14 protein-coding genes are annotated in these 26,480 nt (G+C 59.1%); 5 read left to right on the top strand and 9 right to left on the bottom strand.

Features of this window, described 5'->3' with window-relative positions; translation table 11 throughout:
- Positions 1–54: 54 nt before the first annotated feature.
- The 3 genes from entF to fes are packed head-to-tail and all read right to left on the bottom strand — an operon-like array spanning position 55 to position 5,347.
- Complete coding sequence (gene entF / locus ACOYA6_RS01700) at positions 55–3,921, bottom strand: enterobactin non-ribosomal peptide synthetase EntF (protein WP_422653924.1); 3,867 nt, start codon at positions 3,919–3,921, stop codon at positions 55–57.
- Positions 3,918–4,130, bottom strand: coding sequence for an MbtH family protein (locus ACOYA6_RS01695; protein ID WP_039031412.1), 213 nt, complete (start codon positions 4,128–4,130; stop codon positions 3,918–3,920). The genes entF and ACOYA6_RS01695 overlap by 4 nt, the downstream gene beginning before the upstream one ends.
- Before the next feature lie 11 nt (positions 4,131–4,141).
- Positions 4,142–5,347 carry an enterochelin esterase gene (gene fes, locus ACOYA6_RS01690; RefSeq protein WP_039031413.1) on the bottom strand — a complete coding sequence of 402 codons (1,206 nt, stop codon included), beginning with the start codon at positions 5,345–5,347 and terminating at the stop codon, positions 4,142–4,144.
- Between the two features lie 255 nt (positions 5,348–5,602).
- Here fes and ACOYA6_RS01685 point away from each other — a divergent pair, with 255 nt between their 5' ends.
- Entirely contained in the window at positions 5,603–7,843 is a 2,241-nt protein-coding gene (locus ACOYA6_RS01685; protein WP_422653923.1) for a TonB-dependent siderophore receptor, read from the top strand.
- A 1,506-nt stretch (positions 7,844–9,349) separates the two neighbouring features.
- Here the strand turns inward: ACOYA6_RS01685 and fdhF (ACOYA6_RS01680) are convergent.
- From fdhF (ACOYA6_RS01680) to hydN, 5 genes are all read right to left on the bottom strand, one after another.
- Positions 9,350–11,497, bottom strand: coding sequence for a formate dehydrogenase subunit alpha (fdhF, locus tag ACOYA6_RS01680; protein WP_422653922.1), 2,148 nt, complete (start codon positions 11,495–11,497; stop codon positions 9,350–9,352).
- A gap of 150 nt (positions 11,498–11,647) precedes the next feature.
- Positions 11,648–12,661, bottom strand: a complete 1,014-nt coding sequence (locus tag ACOYA6_RS01675) for a HoxN/HupN/NixA family nickel/cobalt transporter (RefSeq protein ID WP_422654495.1) — start codon at positions 12,659–12,661, stop codon at positions 11,648–11,650.
- 20 nt (positions 12,662–12,681) lie between these two features.
- Positions 12,682–14,904, bottom strand: coding sequence for a carbamoyltransferase HypF (gene hypF / locus ACOYA6_RS01670; protein ID WP_422653921.1), 2,223 nt, complete (start codon positions 14,902–14,904; stop codon positions 12,682–12,684).
- A 3-nt stretch (positions 14,905–14,907) separates the two neighbouring features.
- Complete coding sequence (gene fdhF / locus ACOYA6_RS01665; RefSeq protein WP_422653920.1) at positions 14,908–17,058, bottom strand: formate dehydrogenase subunit alpha; 2,151 nt, start codon at positions 17,056–17,058, stop codon at positions 14,908–14,910.
- A 38-nt stretch (positions 17,059–17,096) separates the two neighbouring features.
- Positions 17,097–17,642: an electron transport protein HydN gene (gene hydN, locus ACOYA6_RS01660; RefSeq protein WP_139564519.1), complete on the bottom strand. Its 546-nt coding sequence runs from the start codon at positions 17,640–17,642 to the stop codon at positions 17,097–17,099.
- A 672-nt stretch (positions 17,643–18,314) separates the two neighbouring features.
- Here hydN and ACOYA6_RS01655 point away from each other — a divergent pair.
- The 4 genes from ACOYA6_RS01655 to ACOYA6_RS01640 all read left to right on the top strand — a co-directional run bounded on the left by ACOYA6_RS01655 (position 18,315) and on the right by ACOYA6_RS01640 (position 25,067).
- Positions 18,315–21,542 (top strand): peroxidase family protein, encoded by a 3,228-nt coding sequence (locus tag ACOYA6_RS01655; RefSeq protein WP_422653919.1) that lies wholly within the window; start codon positions 18,315–18,317, stop codon positions 21,540–21,542.
- 152 nt (positions 21,543–21,694) lie between these two features.
- Complete coding sequence (locus ACOYA6_RS01650) at positions 21,695–22,021, top strand: hypothetical protein (protein ID WP_205735738.1); 327 nt, start codon at positions 21,695–21,697, stop codon at positions 22,019–22,021.
- 243 nt (positions 22,022–22,264) lie between these two features.
- Positions 22,265–24,175 carry a tyrosine-protein phosphatase gene (locus ACOYA6_RS01645; protein ID WP_422653918.1) on the top strand — a complete coding sequence of 637 codons (1,911 nt, stop codon included), beginning with the start codon at positions 22,265–22,267 and terminating at the stop codon, positions 24,173–24,175.
- A 436-nt stretch (positions 24,176–24,611) separates the two neighbouring features.
- On the top strand, positions 24,612–25,067 hold the full coding sequence (locus tag ACOYA6_RS01640) for a hypothetical protein (protein WP_422653917.1): 456 nt from the start codon (positions 24,612–24,614) through the stop codon (positions 25,065–25,067).
- Positions 25,068–25,523: 456 nt separating this feature from the next.
- Here ACOYA6_RS01640 and ACOYA6_RS01635 read toward each other — a convergent pair whose 3' ends face one another.
- A complete protein-coding gene (locus ACOYA6_RS01635) occupies positions 25,524–26,480 on the bottom strand; it encodes a HEPN domain-containing protein (protein ID WP_422653916.1) in 957 nt (318 codons plus the stop codon).

The raw sequence follows: 26,480 nt of genomic DNA, 5'->3' as shown, positions 1-26,480 counted from the left end.
CGGCTCCGTGCGATCCCCTCTCCCCTATGGGGAGAGGGTTAGGGTGAGGGGAAACTACCCCAGAATCTCCTTCAGCACCGGCCCTATCTGCTCAAATGCCTGCGGGGAGATGATATCCACGTGGGCGCAGTCCTGAGCATACACCTCAAGCTCTTCCACCCAGGTTGCCCAGGCTTTATGCGGATCCATGGTTCGCGTGCGTTCGGCGACGAACAGCGTCGCTTTGCCGTCAAACGATGAACTGTGCGCCGTGGTCAGCAGACGTACCGCATCGCCGTAGTTACCCTCGATGGCGCTGAACAGCTCCCCGGACGCCTGACCCTGCTGGGCGGCGAGAAACGCCTGCCGCTCACGCTCGATCTCCGCTAATACTTCCGGATCCAGACCGTTAGCCTCTTTCTCGGACCAGTTTTGCGTCTCCGGCGGCCAGGTATCGAGCAGGCCGAGGAACGCCACGGCCTCTCCCTGTGCCCGCAGACGCGCGGCGATGCCCTGCGCCAGCGTGCCGCCCAGCGAATAGCCGAACAGATAGTATGGCCCGTGCGGCTGTTGCGCGCGGAGCGTCGCCAGATGTTGCTCGATCACCTCGTCCAGGGTCGCGCAGTGCTGCATCGGCCCCGGTCGCGGCGACTGGATACCCGTGATCGACCAGCGCGGGCTCAGGTAGCGGGCCAGCACGCTGAACTGCCAGGCAAAACCGGAGGCCGGATGGAAGCAGAACAGCGTCGGGCCGTGGCTTTCACGCAGGGGCAAGATGGTCTCGTAGCCCAGACGCTGCGCCTGCTCGTCACTCATCTCTGAGCTCAGCAGAGCGCTCAGCTTGCCCACCGTCGAGGCCACCATCACCTGGCCGGGCGTTACCTGACGGGCAAAGTGGCGGCTGAGGGTGGCAGCAAGACGCATCGCCAGCAGCGAGTGGCCGCCGAGTGCAAAGAAATCCGCCTCGATGTCGTTGATCTCACACCCCAGCAGGGCCGAGAACGCGGCGGCAATGGTCCATTCGGCATCGGTTTCCGGGGCACGCCCCTGGGCTTTAACCGTCAGTTCCGGCAGCGGCAGCGCCTTGCGATCCAGCTTGCCGTTGGCGCTGAGCGGCAATGCGCTCAGCTGCAAAATCACCACCGGCACCATGTGCGGCGGCAGCTGGGTTTTCAGGGCCGCCAGCAGCGCATCGCGATCCAGCGGCAGGCCCGACTCCGAGACCACATAGCCCACCAGCTGACGGGCATCGCCGCCGGTAGCCGCCGCCTGGTTGATGACGCAGGCGTGAGTCACCGCCTGGGCCACGTCCGGCAGGGTCAGCATCGCCCGGTCGATTTCTCCGAGCTCAATGCGCTGGCCGCGAATTTTGAGCTGATCGTCGCTGCGGCCTAAATATTCCACCGCACCGTTGTCAAGCCAGCGGGCGACGTCCCCGGTGCGGTACATGCGCTCGCCAGGGACAAAGGGATCGGCGATAAAGCGGCTGGCGGTCAGATCCGGACGGCCCAGATAGCCCTGCGCCAGCTGGATGCCAGTGAGGTAGAGGTCTCCCGCCACGCCGAACGGCACCGGGCGCATCATCGCATCCAGAATACGCAGGCCGGTGTTCCACACCGGGAAGCCAATCGGCACGCTGTTGCCCGTAACCGCCGCCAGTTCCGGGCCATACGCCGGATACCAGCTAACGTCCACCGCCGCTTCGGTCGGGCCATACAGGTTATGCAGCGGGGCATGGGTAAGCTGCTCCCACTCCCGGCACAGTTCGGTCGGCAGGGCTTCGCCGCTGCAGAACACCTGTTTCAGTCTGGCGCAGCAGGCGACGTTTTCCGGGGTCAGCGAGGCGACAAAAGCCGCCAGCATCGACGGCACAAAGTGGGTGGTGGTGACGCCGTATCTGGCGAAGAAATCCTGCATCGCCAGCGGATCGCGGTGCGCCTCCGGCTCGGCCATCACCAGCTTCGCCCCGGCGATAAACGGCCACCAGAACTCCCATACCGAGACGTCAAAACTGCACGGCGTTTTTTGCGCCACCACGTCTTCGGCGGTTAACGGGTAGTGGTTTTGCATCCACAGCAGGCGGTTGACGATGGCGGTCTGGCCGACCATCACCCCTTTCGGCCGCCCTGTCGAGCCGGAGGTGAAGATGATATAGGCGGTCTGTTCCGGCCTGCTCAGGTGCAGAGGTTCAGAGTCCGCAGCAGGTAATAGTGTGTTGTAACTAAAAATCGTTACTGACAGATGGTCAAAGCGCGGGCGCTGGTCGTCGGTGGTGATCAGCAATGACGGCTTCGCGTCCTCGAGCATCATCTGCAGGCGATCGTCGGGATAACCGGTATCCAGCGGCAGCCACGCGGCCCCCGCTTCGACGATGGCGTGCAGGGCCAGGGTGAGGAATACCGAGCGCGGCAGTGCCACCGCCACGCTGTCGCCGGGCTTCACGCCACGCTCCCGGAGCTGGTTTGCCAGGGCCACCACCTGCTCGCGCATCTGGCGGTAAGAGAGTTCAACGTGCGCATCGGCCAGCGCCGGGGCGTCCGGGGTTTTCGCCGCCTGCTCCGCCACCAGCGTGCTTAGGGTAGTGAGCGGCAGCGGAACCGCCGTCTGGTTGATGTTCTGCAGCAGGCGGTATTCGTCGTCTGATACGGTTTCGGCCTCGCCGCAGCGCAGATCGCTGTTGGCGGCAAACTGCGCCAGCAGGCCATGCAGGCGCTCGATGTGGCGCACCAGGGTGGCCTCATCGTAACGCTGCTTGTTGGCGAGGATCTCAATGCTCAGCCCGCCCTGCTCGTCCGGGAACAGCGCCATCTCCAGGTCGTTCACCGGACCGGTGGCGAGGGTGTGCGTCACCGCCTGTACGCCGTCTATATCCAGCTGATAGTCGAAGACCTTGACGTTAAACACCGGGCCGAACAGCGCCTCGTCGCTGGCGGCACGCCCGCTGTCGCGGACGATCTGCTCGGCGTCGTAACGCTGATGGCGACGCATCTTTTTCATCTGTCCGGCCAGGCGCTGGGCCAGCTCCGGCAGCGTCTCCAGCGGGTTGATGTTCACCGCCAGCGGCAGCACGTTCAGCACCGGGCCGGTGGCGGTGAGCGCCGCGGAGCCCATCCGGCGCATAAAGATAAACCCGGCGGCGTAGTTCATGCGCCCGGTCAGGCGGGCGAGCCACAGGGCCACCAGCGCGAGCGCAAGGTCGGTGCGCTGGCTCTGGCTGGCGTTTGCCAGCTGGCTGAAGGCGTGACGATCGGCGGTCAGCTTCAGGCGTAGAATGTCGGTCGTGGCGGCGCGCCCCGGCAGCGGCGCGCTGGAGAGCGAGACCGGCGGCGGGAGCTGTTTGCGCTGCTCCGCCCAGAACGCGCCGTCGCGCGCATAAGCCTCGCTGTCGCGATAGCGCTGGTACTCCTCCACCACCTCCGCAAAGGGCGTGAAGGGTGAATCCGGCGTAGCATCGCCTTTCAGCCAGGCACGATAAATGGCGGCGATCTGGCGGGTAATCGCCGGGAAGCTGAAGCCATCCACCACTAAATGGTGATAGCGCTGATACCAGTACCAGCGGTTGTCCGCCACCTGAAGCAGCAGATGGAAGGCCAGGGGCTGACCGCTGTCGACGCGCAGGTTCTGGTTGAGATCGGCGTGCATAACCGCCAGGGCTGCCGCGTGCGGATCGCCGTCGGCGCGCAGGTCGAGAATGTGCGGTTCCGGCAGGATGAGGCTGTCGTCCACCCATTGCCCAATCTCGCCGTTATCTTCGCTAAAGCGGGTGCGCAGGGTGTCGGCCTGCATCATCCCGGCCACCACCGCTTTCGCCAGCAGGGGGGCATCAACCGGGCCGGTCAGTTCGACGTAGTGGGCCACGCTCCAGGCGTTGGGCAGGTCGGAAAGCTGTTCCGCCATCCAGATCCCCGGCTGGGCGGCCACGAGAGGATGTTGTGCGCTCATGATTTCACCTGTGCAAAATGGGCCGGGATCAGGGTTTGCCAGTGCGCGGCAAGCCACTGCTGACAGGCTTCCTGCGACTGCGGCTCACAGGCCACGCGCCAGCCGTCGGGCAAGGCGCACTGCTGCGGCCACAGGCTGTACTGCTGTTGGGCGTTTTGCACAATAGTGAACAGACCCTGCGGATCGTCGAAGGGGTTACTGAATTCCATACCAGACTCCGTTATTGAATAAGCGGCTGCCAGAGAGTCATCAGCCCCTGCGTCAGCCCTCCCCGCCAGCAAAGTGCATCATGGCCGCCGTCCACCGGACGCCAGAAAACCGGCTGCTGTGTCTGCTGTAGCCCGGCATAAAGCGCCTCACAGGCGCGAAAAATCAGCGGTTCACGTCGCCCCGCCTCAAGGACAATGCGCAGTCCCTGCGCTGAAAGTTGTTGGTTTTTAAGTTGTTCGATAATCACCCCGTCCTGCTGACCACCGCGATGCGGCCACCAGAAGGATCCCGACTGGCTGAGCACGCAGCCAAAGCGCGCCGGCCAGTGCAGCCCGGCATACAGGGCGGAGAGGCCGCCGAAGCTCTGCCCGGCGACAACGGTGCGATCGGCCCGCTCGCTGAACGGGGCCAGCGCCTGCACCTGCGGCAGGAGCTCATCCTGAACGGCGAACCAGAAATCGGGATTACAGGGCAGTTCGCGGGTGCGATGGGCGGTATCGATGACGTCAATAAGTACGTAGACCGCAGGCGGCAGCTGGCCATCAAGGGTGAGCGCCGTGAGCGCAGGCCACACCGGCATGCTCTCGGCCCAGAACTGGCCGTCGAGCAGCACCGCCAGCGGGCGTTTGTGCGGGGTCTGTTCGCCGGTGGTGAAGATCCACACCCGGCGGGTGTTGCCGAGTTTTGCGCTCTGCCAGGTAATGCACTGAGCAGGTTGATACGGCGTATCGGGGCGATCCCAGCCGGGCTGGAGCGGTGCTTCGGGCATTTCGAGCGCCGAGACCGGGTGGCCGCGTCCGCCGCGCCAGTGCTGCCGGTTGCGTGGATCGGCGATGGCCTTTGGCAGCAGTTTGCGCCAGCCTTCGCGCAGGGCCATGCGGTCCGGCGGGTCGGTGGCAAACACCGCATCAGCAAAGTCGTCATCATGTTCAGAGGGGATAAAACAGTAGCTGCCGCGCCAGTTGGGGCTGAACTCGCCCTGCCATTGCCAGACGTCGGTGCCACTGATGCGCACCAGCGTCTGCGGGCGGGCGTTGTGGTGGTGATCGGTCACGCCAGTGATGTAGAGCCACACCCTTTTCAGCGGCGAGGTCTGTTCCGTGCCGTTCGGGTCGCGCCAGTAAAACGTCACCCGATAATGGTCCCCTTCCCGCACCCCTTCGGGCCCCTGTTTCGACTGCCACCAGGCATCACTTCCCGTCTCCAGCGTCGTCACCGATTTAACCCCATGAACTGTTCTGTTTTTTTGATTAAAGATAAACAATATCGATAATATTATTGATAACTATTTTCATTTGCAATAGCGTATGGGCGCGCTGTGGGAAGCGCGAACATTAAATAACCATGCCATGCGCTGCGTACTGACTCAGGATCGAGAGGTTTTCGCAGACTGCGGGCGACATCCTGCCGCCTCCTCACCCATTCGGGAACGGAGCCATGGGGAACGCGGCATCGAAAAGCAGGATATACAATGAATAACAAGCTTCACTCACTGGCCTTACTGGTCAATCTGGGGATTTATGGTGTGGCACTGCCTGCGATGGCAGCCGAAACCGCCGGGCACGAAGATACGATGGTGATCACTGCCGCCGAGCAGAACCTGCAGGCGCCTGGCGTGTCCACCATCACCGCCGATGAGATCCGTAAAAATCCGTCGGCGCGCGACGTGTCCGAGATCATCCGTACCATGCCGGGCGTCAACCTCACCGGCAACTCCACCAGCGGCCAGCGCGGCAACAATCGCCAGATTGATATTCGCGGCATGGGCCCGGAAAACACCCTGATCCTGATCGACGGTAAGCCGGTGACCAGCCGTAACTCGATCCGTCTGGGCTGGCGCGGCGAGCGTGACACCCGCGGCGATACCGGCTGGGTGCCGCCAGAGATGATCGAGCGCATTGAAGTGATCCGCGGTCCGGCTGCGGCGCGTTACGGTAACGGCGCGGCGGGCGGCGTGGTGAACATCATCACTAAAAAGGTGAGCAACGAGTGGCATGGCTCCTGGAACACCTACCTGAATGCCCCTGAGCATAACGAAGAGGGTTCCACCAAACGCACTAACTTCAGCCTCAGCGGTCCGCTGGGCGACGCGTTCAGCTTCCGTCTGTACGGCAACCTGGATAAAACCCAGGCCGACGCCTGGGATATCAACCAGGGTCATGAGTCTGAGCGTACCGGCGCTTATGCCGACACGCTGCCAGCCGGACGCGAAGGCGTTGAGAATAAAGACGTTAACGGCGTGCTGCGCTGGGAATTCGCCCCGATGCAGGCCCTGCAATTTGAGGCAGGCTACAGCCGTCAGAACAACCTCTATGCCGGTGATACCCAGAACACCAACAACGACAACAGCAGCAACGGGCTGGTGAAGAAAAATTACGGCAAAGAGACCAACCGTATCTATCGCCAGAACTTCGCTCTGACCTGGACCGGCGGCTGGGATAACGGTATCACCACCAACAACTGGGCGCAGTACGAACACACCCGCAACTCCCGCCTGGGCGAAGGGCTGGCTGGCGGACTGGAGGGGCTGTTTAACAGCGATAAGTTCACCGACACCGATCTGTCCGACGTGATGCTGCACAGCGAAATCAATCTGCCGATCGACTTTATCGTCAACCAGAACCTGACCCTGGGCACCGAGTGGGATCAGCAGCGGATGAAGGATATGTCCTCCAACGGCCAGGCCCTGCAGGGCGGTGCGATCCCGGGGATGACCGACAACCGCAGCCCGTACTCCGATGCGGAAATCTTCTCCCTGTTCGCGGAAAACAACATGGAGCTGACCGACAGCACCATGCTGACCCCGGCACTGCGCTTCGATCATCACTCCATCGTTGGCAACAACTGGAGCCCGTCCCTGAACCTTTCTCAGGGGCTGGGGGATGATTTCACCCTGAAGATGGGTATCGCCCGGGCCTATAAAGTGCCGAGCCTGTACCAGACCAACCCGAACTACCTGCTCTACAGCAAGGGCCAGGGTTGCTATGCGAGCGCCGACGGCGTGGGCTGTTACATGCTGGGTAACGAGGATCTGAAAGCCGAAACCAGCATCAACAAAGAGATCGGCCTGGAGTGGAAACGCGACGGCTGGCTGGCGGGCGTGACCTGGTTCCGCAACGACTACCGCGACAAGATTGAAGCGGGCTACGCGCCGATTGGGCAGACCTCTGCCGGTAAGACGAAAACCGATATTTATCAGTGGGAAAACGTGCCGAAGGCGGTGGTAGAAGGTCTGGAAGGCACCCTGAACGTGCCGGTCAGCGACGCCATCAACTGGACCAACAACATCACCTACATGCTGCAAAGCAAGAACAAGGAGACCGGCGATCGTCTGTCGATCATCCCGGAGTACACGCTGAACTCAACCCTGAGCTGGCAGGTACAGCAGGATGTGTCGCTGCAGTCCACCTTCACCTGGTACGGCAAGCAGCAGCCGAAGAAATACAACTACAAAGGTGAGCCGGCGGTCGGGTCTGAGACGGATGAAGTGAGCCCGTACAGCATCGTCGGCCTGAGCGCGACCTGGGACGTGACCAAATACGTTAGCCTGACCGGCGGCGTGGATAACGTCTTCGACAAACGCCAGTGGCGTGCGGGTAATGCCCAGACGACCGGGAATACCACGACGGGGGCGTATATGTATGGTGCTGGGGCGTATACCTATTATGAGCCGGGGCGGACCTGGTTTATGAGTGTGAATACGCGGTTCTGATGAGCGTGAAAAGGCAACTTAGGTTGCCTTTTTCTTTGTTATCGCACCGTGCCCGGTTTATCCCCTCTTCCCTTTGGGGAGAGGGGATAAACCCCGCCCGGCGGCGCTGCGCTTGCACGGGCCTACAAAACCAACATCCTTCTGTAGGCCGGGTAAGGCGAAGCCGCCACCCGGCGTTGTTGTTGCGGTGCGATGTATTCCCCTCACCCTCCACGGCGCTCCGCTTGCACGGGCCTACAAAACCAGCATCCGTCTGTAGGCCGGGTAAGGCGTAGCCGCCACCCGGCGTTGTTGCTGTAGTGCGATGTATTCCCCTCACCCTACACGCCGCTCCGTACATTGCCCGGCGGCGCTCCGCTTGCACGGGCCTACAAAACCAGCATCCATCTGTAGGCCGGGTAAGGCGAAGCCGCCACCCGGCGATGTTGTTACGGAGCGATGTATTCCCCTCACCCTAACCCTCTCCCCAAAGGGGAGAGGGAATAAACCCCGCCCGGCGGCGCTGCGCTTGCACGGGCCTACAAAACCAACATCCATCTGTAGGCCGGGTAAGGCGAAGCCGCCACCCGGCGATGTTGTTGCGGTGCGATGTATTCCCCTCACCTCCACGGCGCTCCGCTTGCACGGGCCTACAAAACCAGCATCCATCTGTAGGCCGGGTAAGGCGTAGCCGCCACCCGGCGATGTTGTTGCGGTGCGATGTGTTCCCCTCTCCCTCCACGCGGCTCCGTGCATTGCCCGGCGGCGCTCCGCTTGCACGGGCCTACAAAACCAGCATCCATCTGTAGGCCGGGTAAGGCGTAGCCGCCACCCGGCGTTGTTGCTGTAGTGCGATGTGTTCCCCTCACCCTAACCCTCTCCCCAAAGGGGAGAGGGAATAAACCCCGCCCGGCGGCGCTGCGCTTGCACGGGCCTACAAAACCCCAAGCCCAAAAGCCAGCGATGAAGAAAGTGAAAAGAATAAAAGACTTACAGCGACACCAGAGTCCGGCTGAAAATCGCTGAGGCGTTGACCGCAGGCCGGGGCGAGGCGCAGGGATGCGCCGAGAGGGCGTGACCTACAGGGACGTAGGATCACGCCCGACCCGATAGCCGGAGGGAATAAGCTGAGGGCACCGCGAAGCGGCGATTTTCTTTGCCGGGAGCCGGGATTGTTAAGGGGGTGGCGACCCCCTTAACACGTTCACGGTTGACGTGGTTTACAGAGAAGCAGCGAACGTAAGGTGAACGGAACCACCACAGCATCCGCATGTTCCCCTCACCCTAACCCTCTCCCCAGAGGGGAGAGGGAATAAACCCGCCCGGCGGCGCTACGCTTGCACGGGCCTACAAAACCAGCATCAGACTGTAGGTCGGTAAGGCGTAGCCGCCACCCGGCGTTGTTGTTGCGGTGCGATGTGTTCCCCTCACCCTGACCCTCTCCCCAAAGGGGAGAGGGAATAAACCCCGCCCGGCGACGCTCCGCTTGCACGGGCCTACAAAACAACAAACCTCAAAACCATCCGGTTACCCAACCGCCATCTCCCTGAGCTGCGTCTTCAGCTTATGATACTCATCAATCACATACTGCTCCGCAGCCTGCTGGTCGGCGATCGGCTCCACGCGCACGGCGCAATACTTATACTCCGGCGTTTTGGTAATCGGGCTCAGGTTCTCCGTCACCAGCTCGTTACAGGCACCAATCCACCACTGGTAGGTCATATACACCGCACCTTTGTTCGGTCGATCGCTCACCTGCGCGCGGGTGATGACCTTCCCTTTACGCGAGGTGACCCACACCAGCGCCTCATCTTCAATGCCGAGACGCTTCGCGTCGGCAGTGTTGATCTGCGCATAGCCCGGCTCGTCGGCCAGCGCTGCCAGCGCGGCACAGTTACCGGTCATCGAGCGGCAGGAGTAGTGCCCCACTTCACGTACGGTCGAGAGCACCAGCGGATACTCTTCCGTCAGCTTGTCGATCGGCGCGACCCAGTCGCAGGTATAGAGCTGCCCCAGCCCGTTCGGGGTGGAGAACTCTTTTTCGAACAGGTAATCGGTCCCCTGATCGGCCTCGGACTCGTCACGGCACGGCCACTGGATATAACCCAGCTCGCCCATCTTCTCGTAGGTGGCACCGTAGAAATCCGGACACAGATGACGCAGCTCGTCCCAGATCTCCTGGGTATTGCTGTAGTGCATCGGGTAGCCCATCCGCGTGGCGATTTCGCTGATGATCTGCCAGTCCGTTTTCAGATCCCACTTCGGCTCGACCGCTTTAAAGAAGCGCTGGAATCCCCGGTCGGCGGCGGTGTAGACCCCTTCGTGCTCACCCCAGGAGGTGGACGGCAGGATCACATCGGCGGCGGCAGCGGTCTTGGTCATAAAGATGTCCTGCACGATGACCAGTTCCAGTCCCTCAAACGCCTTACGCACCGCAGAGAGCTCGGCGTCCGTCTGGAGCGGATCTTCCCCCATGATGTACGCGGCGCGCACTTCGCCGTGGGCCACCCGGTGAGGCAGCTCGCTGATGCGATACCCGGTATGGGCAGGCAGCGAGTCAACGCCCCAGGCTTTGGCAAACTTGGCCCGGTTTTCCGGTTTATTGATGTACTGATAGCCCGGATAGGTATCCGGCAGCGCACCCATGTCGCACGCGCCCTGCACGTTGTTCTGGCCGCGCACCGGGTTAACCCCCGCGGACGGCTTGCCGAGGTTGCCGGTCAGCAGCGCCAGGCTGGTGAGCGAGCGCACGGTTTCCACCCCCTGATAGAACTGGGTCACGCCCATTCCCCAGAGGATCGCCGCGTTTTCTGCCGCGGCGTACATCCGCGCCGCCTGGCGGATCTCCGCCGCGCTGACCCCGGTGACCGCCTCAACGGACTCCGGCGTATAGCCTTCGACGATCTTGCGATACTCCTCGAAGCCCTCGGTACGTGCCGCCACAAACGCGCGGTCGTACAGCTGTTCTTCAATAATCACGTGCCCCATCGCGTTAAGCAGCGCAATGTTGGAGCCGTTTTTCAGGGCCAGATGCATATCCGCAATGCGCGCAGTTTCAATTTTGCGCGGATCGCAGACGATAATCTTCGCCCCGTTGCGTTTGGCTTTGATCACGCGATTCGCCACGATAGGGTGCGAATCCGCCGGGTTGTAGCCAAAAATAAAGACCATATCGGCATTCTCAATACCGACAATAGAGTTACTCATTGCGCCGTTACCGACCGACTGGTGCAGACCTGCAACCGATGGGCCGTGTCAGACGCGCGCGCAGCAGTCGACGTTATTGGTGCCGACTGCCGCGCGGGCAAATTTTTGCATGATGTAGTTGGTTTCATTCCCGGTGCCGCGCGATGACCCGGTGGTCATGATCGCGTCCGGGCCGTGCTCGGCCTTAATGGCGCTGAGCTTGCCGGCAACGTAGTCCAGCGCTTCGTCCCAGGAGACGGCTTCCAGCTTGCCGCCGCGCTCGCGACGGATCATTGGCGATTTCAGGCGCGGGGTGAGGATTTTGGTGTCGTTGATAAAATCCCAGCCGTAATACCCCTTCAGGCAGAGATCGCCCTGGTTGGTTTTACCCTGTGCTGCCTCAGCCTTGACGACTTTGCCGTTATTGACCACCAGGTTGATTTTGCAACCCGATGCGCAATAGGGGCAAACCGTGACGACTTTCTTCATCGGTGTTACTCCGTTGGTAATATGTCCCCAGCGCTATGCATTAACTATGCCAGCCTGAAACATTAAATTAAGTCATTGAAAAACAGATGGATAAATGAAGGAAAGAGGTCCGTTCGTCAAAAGTGTCATGACGAACGGACAGGGATGACGTTAGCGGACGACCAGGGCGTCGTAGCCTTTGAAGCGGTAGTTAATCAGGGAGATGAGCCAGCAGGCGACAAACAGCCCGACCACGATAAACCCGGCGTTGCCGAGGTTGTCATTCAGCGCCGCGACGCCGTTCCACAGGCCGCCCTCCAGGCCCAGCTTATCCGCCAGCAGACCCAGCGCTTCCAGCCCGCCGATAAACAGCGCCACCACCACCGAGGTGCCGGTGATGGTCATGTTGTAGTAGAGCTTGCGCTGCGGCTTGTTGAAGGCCCAGCCGTACGCGCCCACCATAATCAGGTTGTCGAGGGTGTCGATCATCGCCATGCCGCTGGTGAACAGCAGCGGGAAGACCATAATCGCCCACACCGACATGCCGCTGGAGGCACCCGCCGCGGAGATCCCCAGCACGCCGATCTCGGTGGCAGTATCAAACCCGAGGCCGAACAGGAAGCCCACCAGATACATGTGCCAGCTGCGGGTGACCAGGCGGAACGCCGAGCGGAACAGCCAGTTCATCACCCCGCCCTGCGCAAACGACACCGCATCCGGCACGCTTTCGCCGCGCTTCATTTTGTTAAAGCTGCCCCAGACGTCGCGCAGGATCACCAGGTTCACCAGCGCCATCGCCAGCAGGAAGAAGGCGGAGACCGCCGTCCCGATGGTGCCGCCGGTTTCGTGGAACCACGCCATATTGCGGCTGAACGCCGTGGCGGTGGCGGCGATGGCAATGGAGGCCAGCACCACAATCGTCGAGTGCCCGAGCGAGAACCAGGCCCCCACGCCGCAGGGGCGTTTGCCCTGCTGCATCATCTTGCGGGTGACGTTATCAATGGCGGCGATGTGGTCGGCGTCCACCGCGTGACGCAGCCCGTAGCACCAGGCGAGCAGGCTGGCCGCCAGCAGCGACGGCGTGGCGTGAAAGAGGTAAAAGGCCAGCGCCCAGGCCAGAATGTTGGTTGCGATTAACGCCAGCATCAGCGCCATGGCTTTCGGATGGTTATTGAAATATTTCATGTACATAGTCAGATCCAGATTCAAGAAAAAATCGCGGCGGCAATCACTGCCTGCCCAAATGCCACCGCCCCGTCACCGGCGGGAAGCCGCCCGGGAAACAGCACGGTAAAATCGCTCAGCCAGAACTGCAGACGTTCCCGCAGCAGGCGGTTGTGCAGCACGCCCCCGCTGCACACAATGGTGGAGAGCTGACGCTGCCGGGCATGTTCGCCCGCAAGCGTCGCCAGCCCTCTAGCCAGCGCATCGTGAAAGGCCCACGCCCGCTCAGCGTCAGACGCCTGCCAGCTCAGCCACTGCCGCCAGAAGGTGGCCATATCCAGCTCGCCGTCGCGCACCGGCATCGTAACCGGATGGCTCTGCGGCGCGGCGCTCAGGGCCAGCGCCTCCAGCCGACAGGCAGCCTCCCCTTCATAACTCATCTGTTCCGGGGCGCAGTTCAGCGCCGCAGCCACGGCGTCGAACAACCGCCCGGCAGAGGAGGCCAGCGGCGCGTTGATCCCGCGTTCGATGGCCCGGGCCAGCGGCTGCCAGGGTTTATTCTCCAGCAGGGCGGCCTGCGGCAGGGTCGGCCACTCCGGCACAAACGCCTGCCACTGGGCCAGCAGGTTGCGCCACGGCTGGCGCGCGGCCAGATCGCCCCCGGGCAGCGCCATCGCAGGCAGTCCGCCCAGCTTTTCGCAGGTGCGGTAGTTCACCCGCAGGCACTCCCCGCCCCACAGCGCGCCGTTTTCGCCCTGGCCGATGCCGTCCAGTACCAGGGCAATCACATCTCCGCCGTCGCGCGGCCAGCCGTGCTCCGCCATGCAGGCCGCGGCGTGGGCGTGGTGATGCAGCACGCGATGCTGCGGACAGGGCATCTGTTGACCAAGTTGCGTGGAGCGATACCCGGGATGGGCATCGGTCACCACCCGCTCGGGGGTAAACTGCCAGATGTCCTGAATGGCGGTCAGGGCCTGCTGCCACTGGGCCTGTGCGTCGTCATCATGCAGATCCCCCAGATGCTGGCTCAGCACCGCCTGCCCGCCGCGCACCAGGCAGAAGGTATTTTTGCGATCCGCCCCGAGACAGAGCAGCGAAGGCGCATGCTCAAAACCGGGCGGCAGCGGCAGCGCATCCGGCACAAAGCCCCTGGCGCGGCGCAGCATTTCGCCGCTGGCGCGCATCACCGAGTCGTCCATGCGCTGAACGATATCGCGGTTGTGCAGCAGCCAGCCGTCGGCGATCCCGGCGAGATCACGCAGGGCTTTGTCGTTGGTCAACGCTGGCGGACAGCCGTTGAGGTTGCCCGAGGTCATCACCAGGGGGCGATCGAGATCCTGCATCAATAAATGCTGGAGCGGGTTGGCGGCCAGCATCACCCCCACCTCGTTAAGGCCGGGGGCGATGGCCTCGCAAAACAGCGTGTGTTTAGCCACCAGCACCACCGGCGCGGCCGGGGAGCGCAGCAGCGCCTGCACGTCAGCAGGCAGCCACACCGCCAGACGCTCGGGGATCATCACCGCCAGCGGCTTAGTCGGGCGGCGCTTACGCTCGCGAAGGGTATTTACCGCCGCAGGGTTTTGCGCATCACAGGCCAGATGGAAGCCACCCAGCCCTTTTATAGCCACGATCCCGCCCTGTTTCAGCATTGACACAGCGGCCTGCAGGGCGGGCTCCCGCTCCTCACGCGCCGCACCGCTCACCCAGCTAATCTGCGGCCCGCAGTCCGGACAGGCCACCGGCTGGGCGTGAAAGCGCCGGTCGGCGGGGTTGCGGTACTCCGCCTCGCAGGCCGGACAGAGCGCAAACGCCGCCATGGTGGTGGCCGGGCGGTCGTAGGGCATCGCCCGGATAATGGTGAAGCGCGGCCCGCAGTGGGTGCAGTTGATAAACGGGTAGCGGTAGCGGCGCTCGTGCGGATCGTTCATCTCGGCCAGACACGCCGGGCAGGTGGCGGCATCCGGCACCACCTGGGTGGTCATCTGGCCGTGGGCGCTGGCACGAATGGTGAAGTCCACCGGGCGCTGCGCCCAGCGCCAGGGCTGCTGGCTGATGTCGTCGATGCGCGCCAGCGGCGGACATCCGGCGGCAAGCTGGCGGATAAAAGCCTGCGCCTCACCGACGAGGCGCACCTCCACCCCTGCCCCATCGTTGCAGACGTCGCCCTTAAGCCCCAGCTGCTGCGCCACCTGCCAGACCCAGGGACGGAATCCCACCCCCTGGACTTTGCCGCGAATGCGCACCAGCGTGCCGTTTGTACTCATTGATTAACTCTCTACCGCCTCACGCAGGCGTGTTTTCATGTCGTGATAGGTGGTCTGGGCGTAATTTTCCGCCCAGGGCTGATCGGCGATGGCGTCGATTTTGACCGCGCAGTATTTGGTTTCCGGCGTTTTCGAAATGGGATCAAGGTTGTCCTGGGTCAGCTCGTTACAGGCCCCAATCCACCACTGATAGGTCATGTAGACCGCGCCCTGATTGATGCGCTCGTTGACGTCCGCCCGGCTGATCACCTTCCCGCGACGGGAGCTGACCCACACCAGCTGGCGATCCTGAATACCCAGTTTTGCCGCATCCTGCGGGTTCATCTGCACAAAGCCCGGCTCATCCGCCAGGGCCTGCAGCGCGGCGCAGTTGCCGGTCATGGAACGGCAGGAGTAGTGCCCCACCTCGCGCACGGTGCAGAGCACCAGCGGATAGTCGGCGTCCGGCATTTCCGCAGGTTTGCGCCACGGGGCGGCAAACAGCTGGCCTTTACCGTTCGGCGTGTCGAAGCGGTTGCCCTCGTAGAGCCACGGCGTGCCCGGATGGTCGAGCGTCGGACAAGGCCACTGGACGTGCCCCATGTCGCCCATTTTTTCGTACGTCACGCCGTAGAACAGCGGGCATAGCTCGCGCATCTCGTCCCAGATCTGCTGGTTGTCGCGATAGTGCATCGGGTAGCCCATCTCTGTCGCGATCAGGCTGACGATCTCCCAGTCGCGCTTGACGTCGTACTTTGGCTCGACGGCTTTTTCGAAGCGCTGGAAGCCGCGGTCGGCGCAGGTAAAGACTCCGCCGTGTTCGCCCCAGGAGGTGGCGGGGAGCAGCACGTCCGCCGCCTCGGCGGTTTTGGTCATGAAGATGTCCTGCACCACCACAAAATCGAGGGCGGCAAAGCCTTTGCGCACCAGGCCCAGGTCCGCCTCGGTCTGGAGCGGATCTTCCCCCATGATGTAATAGGCTTTCACCTTCCCTTCCAGCGCGAGGTGCGGCACTTCGGTGATGCGCACGCCCACCTGATCATCCATCCGCGCAGGATCGACGCCCCATGCCCGGGCAAACTTCTCGCGCACCTGCGGGTCGGTCACGTCCTGATAGCCGGGGAACTGGTTGGGGATCACCCCCATGTCGCACGCCCCCTGGACGTTATTCTGGCCGCGCACCGGGCCAACGCCCACGTGTTCGCGCCCGAGGTTGCCGGTGAGCAGCGCCAGGGTCGAGAGCCCCTTCACCACGTCCACCGCCTGACCAAACTGGGTGACGCCCATCCCCCACATCACGGTGGCGGACGGCGCGGCGGCGTAAATGCGCATCGCATCGCGGATTTGCCGGGCACTGACGCCGGTGATGCTTTCGACATTTTCCGGAGCGTAGTCGCGCACCGTTTTACGCAGCGTTTCCAGCCCGTCGGTGTAGCGCGCCACGTAGTCGCTGTTGTAGAGGTTCTCCTCCAGCAGCGTATAGATGAAGGCGTTGACCAGCGCCATGTTGCAGCCGTTGTTGATCTGCAGATGGCGATCGGCGATGCGCGCTGTCTCGATTTTGCGCGGATCGCAGACGATCACCTTCGCGCCGTTCTGTTTGGCTTTGATCACCCGGCGGGCGACGATGGGGTGCGAGTCGGCGCAGTTGTAGCCGAAGATCAGCAGGCATTTTGAGTGTTCGATATCGCTGATGGAGTTGCTCATCGCCCCGTTGCCGAGCGTCTCCTGCAGCCCGGCAACGCTCGGCCCGTGGCATACCCGGGCGCAGCAGTCGACGTTGTTGGTGTTGAGCACCCCGCGGGCAAACTTCTGCATCACGTAGTTGGTTTCGTTCCCCGTTCCGCGCGACGAGCCGGTGGTCATGATGGCGCGCGGGCCGTACTTCGCCTTGATCTCGCCGAGACGCCGGGCGGTGTAGCGAATCGCCTCATCCCAGGAGACCGGCTCAAACTTGCCGCCCTTCTGGTAGCGGATCATCGGCTGCGTCAGGCGCGGCGTCAGGATGCGGGTGTCGTTGAGGAAGTCCCAGCCGTAATAGCCCTTCAGGCACAGCTGATTCTGGTTAGTGACGCCCTCTGCCGCTTCGGCACGGACGATTTTATTGTTCTCAACGACGAGTTTTAATTTGCAGCCCGCACCGCAGTAAGGGCAAACGCTGGTGATTTTTTTCATCAGTAACAGACCTGCTAAAAGTGAAAAGAAAGCAATGCTTACAGCATCATGGAAGAGACATTGTCCAGAGCCGCCCGACGGCGTTTCTCCAGGCTCAGCTGCTCAAGTTTTTTTCTGTCGATGCAGACAATGGCGTTGGTCGGACAGGCCTGCACGCACGCCGGGCCGTCCGGCTGGTGATGGCAGAGATCGCATTTGTTGGCTTCGGCTTTTTCCGACATCACGTTCAGCCCGCTGCCGATACTGCGCACAACCGGACGCAGCACCACTTCCATCGCGCCGTAAGGACAGGCGACCACGCAGGTTTTGCAGCCGATGCAGCGCTCCTGGTGGACGTGCACAAAATTGTTATCGCGGGTGATCGCCCCGTTCGGGCAGACGGTGGCACAGGGGGCGTCTTCGCACTGGCGGCACATGGTGGCGGTGGAGACGTTGACGCCTTTGATGACGTGAATGCGCGGCAGGAAGTTCTGCGGGGTCAGCGACGCGCAGTCCTGGGTGTCGTGGTGGGAAACAACGCAGGCCACCTCACAGGTACGACAGCCGATGCATTTGCTGGCATCGGCAATGATAAAGCGATTCATCCTTTAACTCCGGCAATGATTATAAGCGCGGGAAGGTATGCATAAATCGCGCCAGAATTTAGTTTGTTGAATTTAAAGGGATTTTGTTTGATGGCGAGGTGTCGTCGTCAGAAGTGACGATGACAGGAGTGACGTTGGGGTAGTGAATGACCATCCTGTGATAATACAACGCTATTCACTCACTTATTTTCGCGAATAAATAAGCACGCTTACGATTATTATAATTACCCAGGATATACGTTCGTTTCGCCATAACAGCGAAGCGGTGATAGTAACGTATTATTTATCAGAACTGTCTTTAAACTTTTATCTTATTGTTTTTAACCTGGCCAAATTAATAATCAATTATTATCGGGGGTTTCCTCAAATATCTTCCTGGAAAAGTTCACATCTGTTATTGGATCGCTGGATAGTTATTGAAGGCTGTTGCTTTTTGACTTTATTAATTTAGCCAGGGACGCGTCGCGATATAACAAGAGAAGCTAAGTGCATATGTTATTTAGCAAATCCAGGCGTGTAATGCGGGCTGCGCATTTCCATGCCTTGTCATAATCATTATTGAGAGTAATGAACATGAACAATGTCAAAAAGCATGACCTTAAATATCTCCTCCAGCAAAACGCGATAACTCAAGCGTATTTCGACGGAGCCAACGCCAATATACTCAACCAGGTGCCAGTCAGTACGAGCCCCCCTGATGTTGGATTCAGTAATCTGGTCACACGACAGGACAAGCCTGATACGACAGATCACAGCTTCCAGCGCCTGTTTGCTCCCTCCTATAAAGCGGAATACACCGGGACAGCGTCGCCGCCGTCAAAGATTATCCCTGACCAGACCGCCACCCTCTTATCCACGGTTGAAGTGAAAAAAGCGGCCGACCCCGTCATCCTGGCGAGCCAGAAATCCTCGGCGGACGACGATGATGCCGGGGGCGGCGGCGAAGACGATGTAGCCGGCGACGGTGCCTTCCCGCTCACTGCCAGCGATGTCGCCAGCCTGAAGGAGCTCGTCAACGGGCGTGAAGGCGGTGAAGACAACGATGCTCTCGGGATCCGCGATCTCGAAGGCACCGGCAATAACCGTACTCACCTTGACTATGGTTCAGCCGATCAGCCGTTTATACGACTCACCGACGCGCACTACGGCGCTTACAACGAGACGACGCACAACCGCGACATCAACCCCCTGTTCGCCGGGCTGGATCCGCGTGCCATCAGCGATGCCCTTGGCACCCAGGAAGCAGAGCTTTCCGGCAACGCCGCCAACGTGAACAGCCTGTTCACAGCCTTCGGTCAGTACTTCGATCACGGTCTCGATTTCCTCGCCAAGGGCGGGAACGGAACCATCCAGATTGGCGCGCCGGGCTCGGTGCCCAATCCCGCCGACCTGACGCGCGGCACCGTTGACAGCATTGATGCCAACGGCATCCCGCAGCATCTCAATAAGACCTCGCCATTCGCTGACCAGAACCAGACTTACGGCTCGAACGAGCTCGTCGGCCAGTTCCTGCGCGAAGGCGACGGGCTGGGCGGGTTTACGGGCAAGCTGCTGGAGGGCGGACTTGACCCTTCTAATCCGAACTTCAAGCTGTTGCCCACGCTGAGAGAACTGATCCTGCATCACTGGAACAACAACACGCTGTTCTCCGACACCTCGCTGCCGGGGGATCACAACGCCACCTTCCGGGAGTACTACGCCGGGCTGGTCGACAGCAATGGCGCGATCAACCAGTCGATGCTTCCTGCCATGACGGCTAATTTCATGGGAAGCGGCTTTGCGCTGCTGCTCGACACCAACCCCTTTATCAACCTGCTCGACCACTACGTAGCGGGTGACGGACGGGCGAACGAGAACATTGCTCTCACTGCGGTGCACAACATCTGGGCGCGGAACCACAACTTCCACGTCAACGGACTGCTCGAGGCCGGATTTGTGGGAACCGCGGAAGAGCTGTTCCAGGCGGCCAAGATCATCAACGAGGCGGAATATCAGCGCGTTATTTACACCGATTTTGCCGACAAGCTGCTGGGCGGCATGAGAGGCGAAGGCGATCACGGCTTCGTCGAGTACAATCCGGAAACGGATGCACGCGTCTCGCACGAGTTCGCGGTGGCCGCTTACCGGTTCGGTCATTCGCTGATCGGCCAGACGCTGACGGTGCTCGACGCGCAGGGCAATGCCACGGAGATGCCGCTGTTCGACGCCTTCCTCAACCCGACCAACGACACCAGCGCGTTCAAATTCCCTGCATCGCAACTGCCCTACTCTCCAAAACCAGGCTATGAGCAACTGGGTGCCGCCGGGATCATCGCCGGAGGTGTTGTCCAGGCGGCGGAGGAGGTCGACGTCAATATCGTCGACGCTGTGCGAAACGACCTGGTGCGCATGAGTGCTGACGTGTTCGCCTTCGACGTCGCCCGCGAGTGGGACGTTGGTCTGGGTTCGATGAACCAGATCCGCGCCGACCTGCTTGCCTCCCGCGATCCCTACGTGAAGGAGGCGGTCAGCTTTGCCGGCGATCTCACGCCATACAGTTCATGGGAGGACTTCCAGGCCCGGAACAACCTCAGCGACACCGTCATTGCGCAGTTCAAACAGGCCTATCCGGACCTCGTGCTGGAGGATTCGCAGATTGCCGGTTTCCTGGCGGCCAACCCTGGCTATCAGTTTGTTAACGGCAACACCGTCAAGGGCATCGACAGGGTGGATCTGTTCGTGGGCGGACTCGCCGAGAAGCACATCAATGGCGGCGTGGTGGGCCAGACCTTCTGGGTCATCATCCACGAGCAACTTGACCGCATTCAGGAAGGTGACCGGCTCTACTATATCGACCGCGTGGAGCATCTGGACTTCTACGACGTCCTCGAGGAGCAGGGCTTTGCCGCCATCGTGGCACGCAACACCGGCCTGACCAATCTTCCCGAGGACATCTTCGGGACCAGCCAGCTCGGTAAACCGCCGGTTGTTGCCAACAACAACCTCGTCCTCAACGGCGGGAACGGCAATGACATCCTCAATGGCGGGATCGGTCACGACGTGCTGAACGGTGGGGCCGGTAACGACACGCTCAACGGGGGAGCCGGCAACGATAGCCTCAACGGCGGCAGCGGTAATGACACCCTTGATGGAGGTGACGGTGCCGACATCCTTCAGGGCGGGACCGGTAACGATAAGCTGACAGGCGGAGCGGGCAACGACAGGCTCGAGGGTGGCGCAGGTGCCGATACCATGGCAGGCGGTGCCGGAGACGATATTTATCTGGTTGATAACGCCAAGGATGTCGTTAAGGAAGATCTCAATAGCGGGACCAATGATGTTGTCCAGACCACCCTCAACAATTACACCCTGACCACCAGCGTTGAAACCCTGGCGTTCACCGGGACAGGCGCTTTCACCGGCAAAGGGAATGCCACTGCCAATACCATCACCGGTGGCAGCGGCAATGACTCGCTGTATGGGATGGGAGGAAACGACCAGCTGAACGGCGGCGCGGGAAATGACGCCCTGGATGGGGGTGACGGCGCCGATAACCTTCAGGGCGGAGCGGGTAACGATAAGCTGACAGGCGGAGCGGGTAACGACAGGCTCGAGGGCGGCCAGGGTGACGATACCCTGAACGGGGGGGCAGGAAATGACACCTTCGTCTTTAGCGCAGGCTTCGGGCGAGACCGTATTACCGGCGGCTTCGACAGCAATCCCAGCGGCGGACAGGACTATCTCGATCTGAGTGCGTTGGGCATTAGCGCGGCGAATTTTGCCAGCAGCGTCAGTATTGCCGGGGGAGCGGGTAACAGCACCCTGATTACCCTCGGCAACCCTGCTAATGGCAATATCATTACGCTGGAGAACGTAAAGGCTAACACCGTCGATATGCATGATTTTGTGCTGATCGGATAAGGGGAAGGCTAAGGCGCGCCAGCACAGGCCAACAGAACTGCATTTTTTAGTTTTGTTATTAGGCTTGTGCTGGTGCCTGCACAATAATCTCTAATGTAGGGACCATCTATCTGGGGTCTTATACCCTCAACAGCAAAGATAATTGCTACGATATGTCCGATCGCTATGAACTTGACTCAAATGTTTTTCAGGCTAAAGGGAACATAGTGGTAAGTAAGGTAAAACCGGATGTCCTGTACTCTGTGTCGCAACTCGAAAGTTCCGGACGATTTATTCAAAGCACTCACTCCTCAATCATTCCCGAAGCTGGAAAGTATTACTATATCGTCTCAGGAAACAAGGCTGTTCAGGTCCCTGCAGACTTTGTTCCTGACGCGGCCGTAAACTCCGATGAAGTCGTCAATAAATATGGCAACAACCAGGTCAAATACTGGAATGTTAAAAAAATCTGCAGTCGCCCGTTCTGGAAGATTGGCTGATTTAACAACCATTCCTGATCTGTACTTATGATGATGACATTTCTGGCGCGTTCGCTGTGGCAGCCGAAGGCGCAGCAAGCATCGTAGGCCGGGCAAGCGAAGCGCCCCCGGCATGGCCTTTCTGGAAGGCGCATCACTCGTCACCCTTCACAATCAATAAGATGATTTATTTTGCAACATTAACGCAACATTTCCTCAATATACTCCGCGCCTTGTTAACATTTAATTGCAAGGAGTATTGCTTTGAAATCGTCCGCACGTCCTCTGGCTGTCCTGATTTGCCTGCTCTGCACTACCGCTCAGGCTGAAACTGTCCTCACCACGCCCCGTCTCGCCGGGATCGATAATTTCCGTGATGTCGCCGGAATCGATACGGCCTACACCACCACCTATAACGGTGAGATGCGCTCCGGCGTGTTCTATCGCTCCAATGCTCTGACGCCGCAGGGCGACGATCTTGCCACGCTCAACAGCCTGGCGATTTCCACGGTGATTGATGTGCGATCCCCGTCGGAAGTGGCCGCGCAGGCCGATACGCTGCCTGATGGCAGTCGATATGTGAACATCGATCTCATCGGGAATAACGGCACGTTCGTGATTGATCTCAGTAAGATGACCGTCGGCGATGTGGACGCAATGATGGAAGACGGAGAGCGTAACTTTGTCACCAGCGATTATGCCCGTCAGGGACTCGGCGAAGTCTTTCGGGAGCTGGCTAACGCGGATGAGGCTGCGCTCTATCATTGCACGGCTGGCAAGGATCGCACGGGGTGGATTAGTGCGGTGTTGCAATCAATAGCGGGCGTCAGTCAGGACGATATTATGGCGAACTATCTCGCCACCAACGATTACACAGCGGCACGCCTTAATGCCACCGTCGCCATGCTCCCGGCCTCGATGAAAGAGACGTACGGCGCACTGATGGGTGTGCGGGCAAACTGGTTACAGGCAGGCCTGGATCAGGTCGTCGCCAGCTATGGTTCAATGGACAGTTATCTCAAAGACGGGCTGGGTCTCGACCAGGCCACAATTTATGTGCTCAGAGGCAAGATGGTGCGCTATATGACGCTGCCCGGTCAGGAAAATCTGTCTGGCAATGCGGGGGCCGGGGCCAGCGCGCTAAATGCTCTGCAGGATTCGGCACTCTCCGGACACTACACCGCATACAACTATTATCTCCAGAATGCCATCGATCACAGATCCTTAGGCGGCGTGGAAAAACAAATTGGCGGCCAGGTTCATGCTGATGCCGAAAGCTATCTGCTGCGCCAGCCATCGCGGCAGTACGATGCCATTGCGCCACAGATTACGGGCCGCAACCTTCAAACGGAGCAGTCTCAGGTCTGGCTGCAAGGGCTGACAAGTTACCTTGGAACAGACAGCCACGACGGCGCAAGTTCAAGTAATGAGCATACCAACGGAGCGCTTGTTGGCGTCACGCACCGCTTTAATGACTCCGCAACCGCTAACGGTGCCATCGGTTACAGCCATGGCTCTGTTTCTGCGGCAGGAGGGGAGGTGAAAACGCATACCACCTCGGCAACGCTCGGTGCTCGCTATGGTTTCCGTTCACTCAATAGCGGTCCGTGGGCGGGTATACAAGGGAGTGCGGGATACATCGATTATGAGAGCGAGCGACATCTGGGGGGTGGCTTAGGGACGGCTCAGGGGGACAGCAGTGGTCAGTACTACAGCGGTCGCGCCTCAGTGGGTTGGCTCACAACGGCATCCTCACTGACGCTCGATCCCGCGCTGGGAGTGCAGATCACTCACCTTTCGATTGATGGATTTCAGGAGAAAGGCAGTGAACTGGCGCTGGATATGGCAGGCGTTAATGAAACACAAACCAGCGCAACCGCCGATCTGGGCATAGCCCTGTTATCGCAACAGGTGGGAAGCTGGGCGCTAACGCCGGGCATCAATGTGGGCTATGAACGTATGCTGAATGACGATAACGCGAGCAGTCACGGGACGCTTTATGGAATTGGTGTTGATCAAACCTCTTCGTTCGGCAGCAAAAATCTGTACAAAGCGGGTCTGCGTCTGAGCGGGGAATACCGTAACATCAAGGTCGCGACGCGCGTGGATTATCTCTCAGCAGATACTCACAGCGACGGTGTTACAGGTCAATTAGACGTCGCGATAGCATTTTAATCATTCACGCATTCTGCTTTCCGGTTGCGGAGATGAAAACGCAGCCGGAAGACTTTAAAGCGGCCTCTCGCACATTGCCGGTAGCATCCCAGGCCGGGCAAGCGAAGCGCCCCGGCATGGCCTTTCTGGAAGGCGCCTCGCAAACCTCAAAGTAACCCTTTGTAATTCAGGGTTAACGCTTTTATTCCCGTAAACAGGCTCGTAAAGTGACTGCGTTGCGGCACATCTGCAACCGGGCGTAGGAACCCGAGCATATATCGACATTCACTATGTCGTGGCAGCGTTTATCCCGTTACAATCACGGTGGCGCTGGCGGAGCAGCCGAGAGGCTGGCCGTTTTCTATATGCGCGGTATTCCTACCTCCGTCAGCGCTGCCTCCCCGAGCGTAGGAACTCATAGGGTGGCTAATTTAAATAGCATATAGAGGATGTCATTATGACTACTATCCTTACCCTGACTTACCCGCAATCTAACGAAAGCGTTATTGATCAACTCATCCCCCTGCCCCTTACAGCTGAATCGGATATCTTTGAGGTCGCCGATCACTGCGCTGCGCTGGTGAGCATACTGATTGAAACCGACGACAGTTCATCCCGCACTGCGCTCTGCGAACGTCTGCTGCACGCCCTGCGCCAGTTGCGTGAACTTTGCGATGCGGATCTCCCGCCACACATTCTCGCGCACTTGATTCAGGGGGAAACATTCACCTCCTGTATGCCGGACTGCTGGCAGGATACCGCTCCCCAGGTGGATTATGCGCTAGCTTTGGTGCAGGCAATTTTGGGTGGAACGTTGCCCGGAAGCGTAGAGAAAGAACTGGCGGGGCTGCTGCATGATCTGGTCTGGTTGTTGGATGAGTATGTGAAGGAGCCGTTTATCAGCGTGCATTGAGTGCGGGTGAATGCGGTGAACTCGATTTGATTTTAGGATGTGATAAGGGGCTGTGGCAGGCCCCTTAGTTTGTTTGAAGACAAAGTTAGCGTTATGGGGATGGTCTTCAATTTTTATAAGCTAATAACATCGATTGTTGCATATGAGAAACAACGAATGTCTTTTGAGAGCGAGAAGCGGACATTGCTAACAGCATTCTGTATGGATCAACAGGGTGCAGGTTAGTAAGGTGTTCCCGACTGACGACTCGGTGCGAAAAATGATTTATCTGGCAGTCAGAGATGCTACGAAAAAAATAGAGTATGCCGATCCAGAACTGTCGATGAACTGTTTTATTGGCGAGTTCAGTGACCGCCTGAGCGATCACCTTTCATGCAGTGGCAGGTATACAGAATTATTTTCCGCCTTATAAAAACAGCCCTCAATAATAAGGACTGTTATCTGATACTGTCTTCTCTAGTCTCCTCTCTGAGGAAAGAGCGCAAGATGCAATTCACCATACTTTTCAGGATTTGAATCTATATGCATTAACAAAACATCCAACTGATTTGTTAAATATATATTCCTTTCTTTTTTCTCCTTGTCCTTAATATCTTTAAGCTTTTTCTTTTCTTCACTTTCGAGAGTTTCTCTCTCCTGAACAGCTTTTTTCCTAACATTTTCTTCTGCCAGTTTTTTAGCTTTCTCTGTTCGAGCCTGAATTAATTCATCAACAATACTCTTAACATATTGTTTACCAGAAAGTATTCGCTTCGCTTCTTCGATAATAGTTACACTATAATCAACGCACTCATTACCATACTTAAAAGCATATTCAGGGGATAATTCTTTTATAGCTGAAGAACTAGAATCATCAGACAAATACGGCTCACTTAAATGAGCAAAAGATCCCCTGTACGAAGAGAAATTTTTCCACGACGAAAAATTCGCATCTTCAACGTCACAATGAATACCTACAGACTGAAGAACAGAATTTAAATGCTTTGTTTTTATTCCATGATTGGAAGTGATGACATCTCTCCATTTCATAATAGTCTTCACTTCACAATCAACAATAAACTCAACAACATGTTTTTTTATATGATAACTATCATCATCGCTGTCATCGACATCGCCCTTCGTAACAAATCTGTCATCATAAATTTTTGTCCCATTTAATAAAAACATCAGTGGTATAGTTATTTCCCCATGTTCCTTAAGCAGGAAGAAAGCATATTTAGCGACAAAAAAACTGACATCCTCAACAAAATTTTCTAGAGCCGCATGTAATAGAACACAATAACTTCTTGTGTCCAATTTAAATTCTTCAACACTACCAGTACCGTTCATGTGTTTTTTAAGAAAACGCTCATACAAGGCATCATTTGCCGTATGCAGAGTGTAATACATATCATCTAATAAGGTGATCTCCAT

The organism is Leclercia barmai, assembly GCF_049312895.1.
In the GTDB taxonomy this organism is placed as follows: Bacteria; Pseudomonadota; Gammaproteobacteria; order Enterobacterales; family Enterobacteriaceae; genus Enterobacter; species Enterobacter barmai.
Note: the sequence above shows the minus strand (reverse complement) of the source record. Positions and strands in the feature narration are given on the sequence as shown.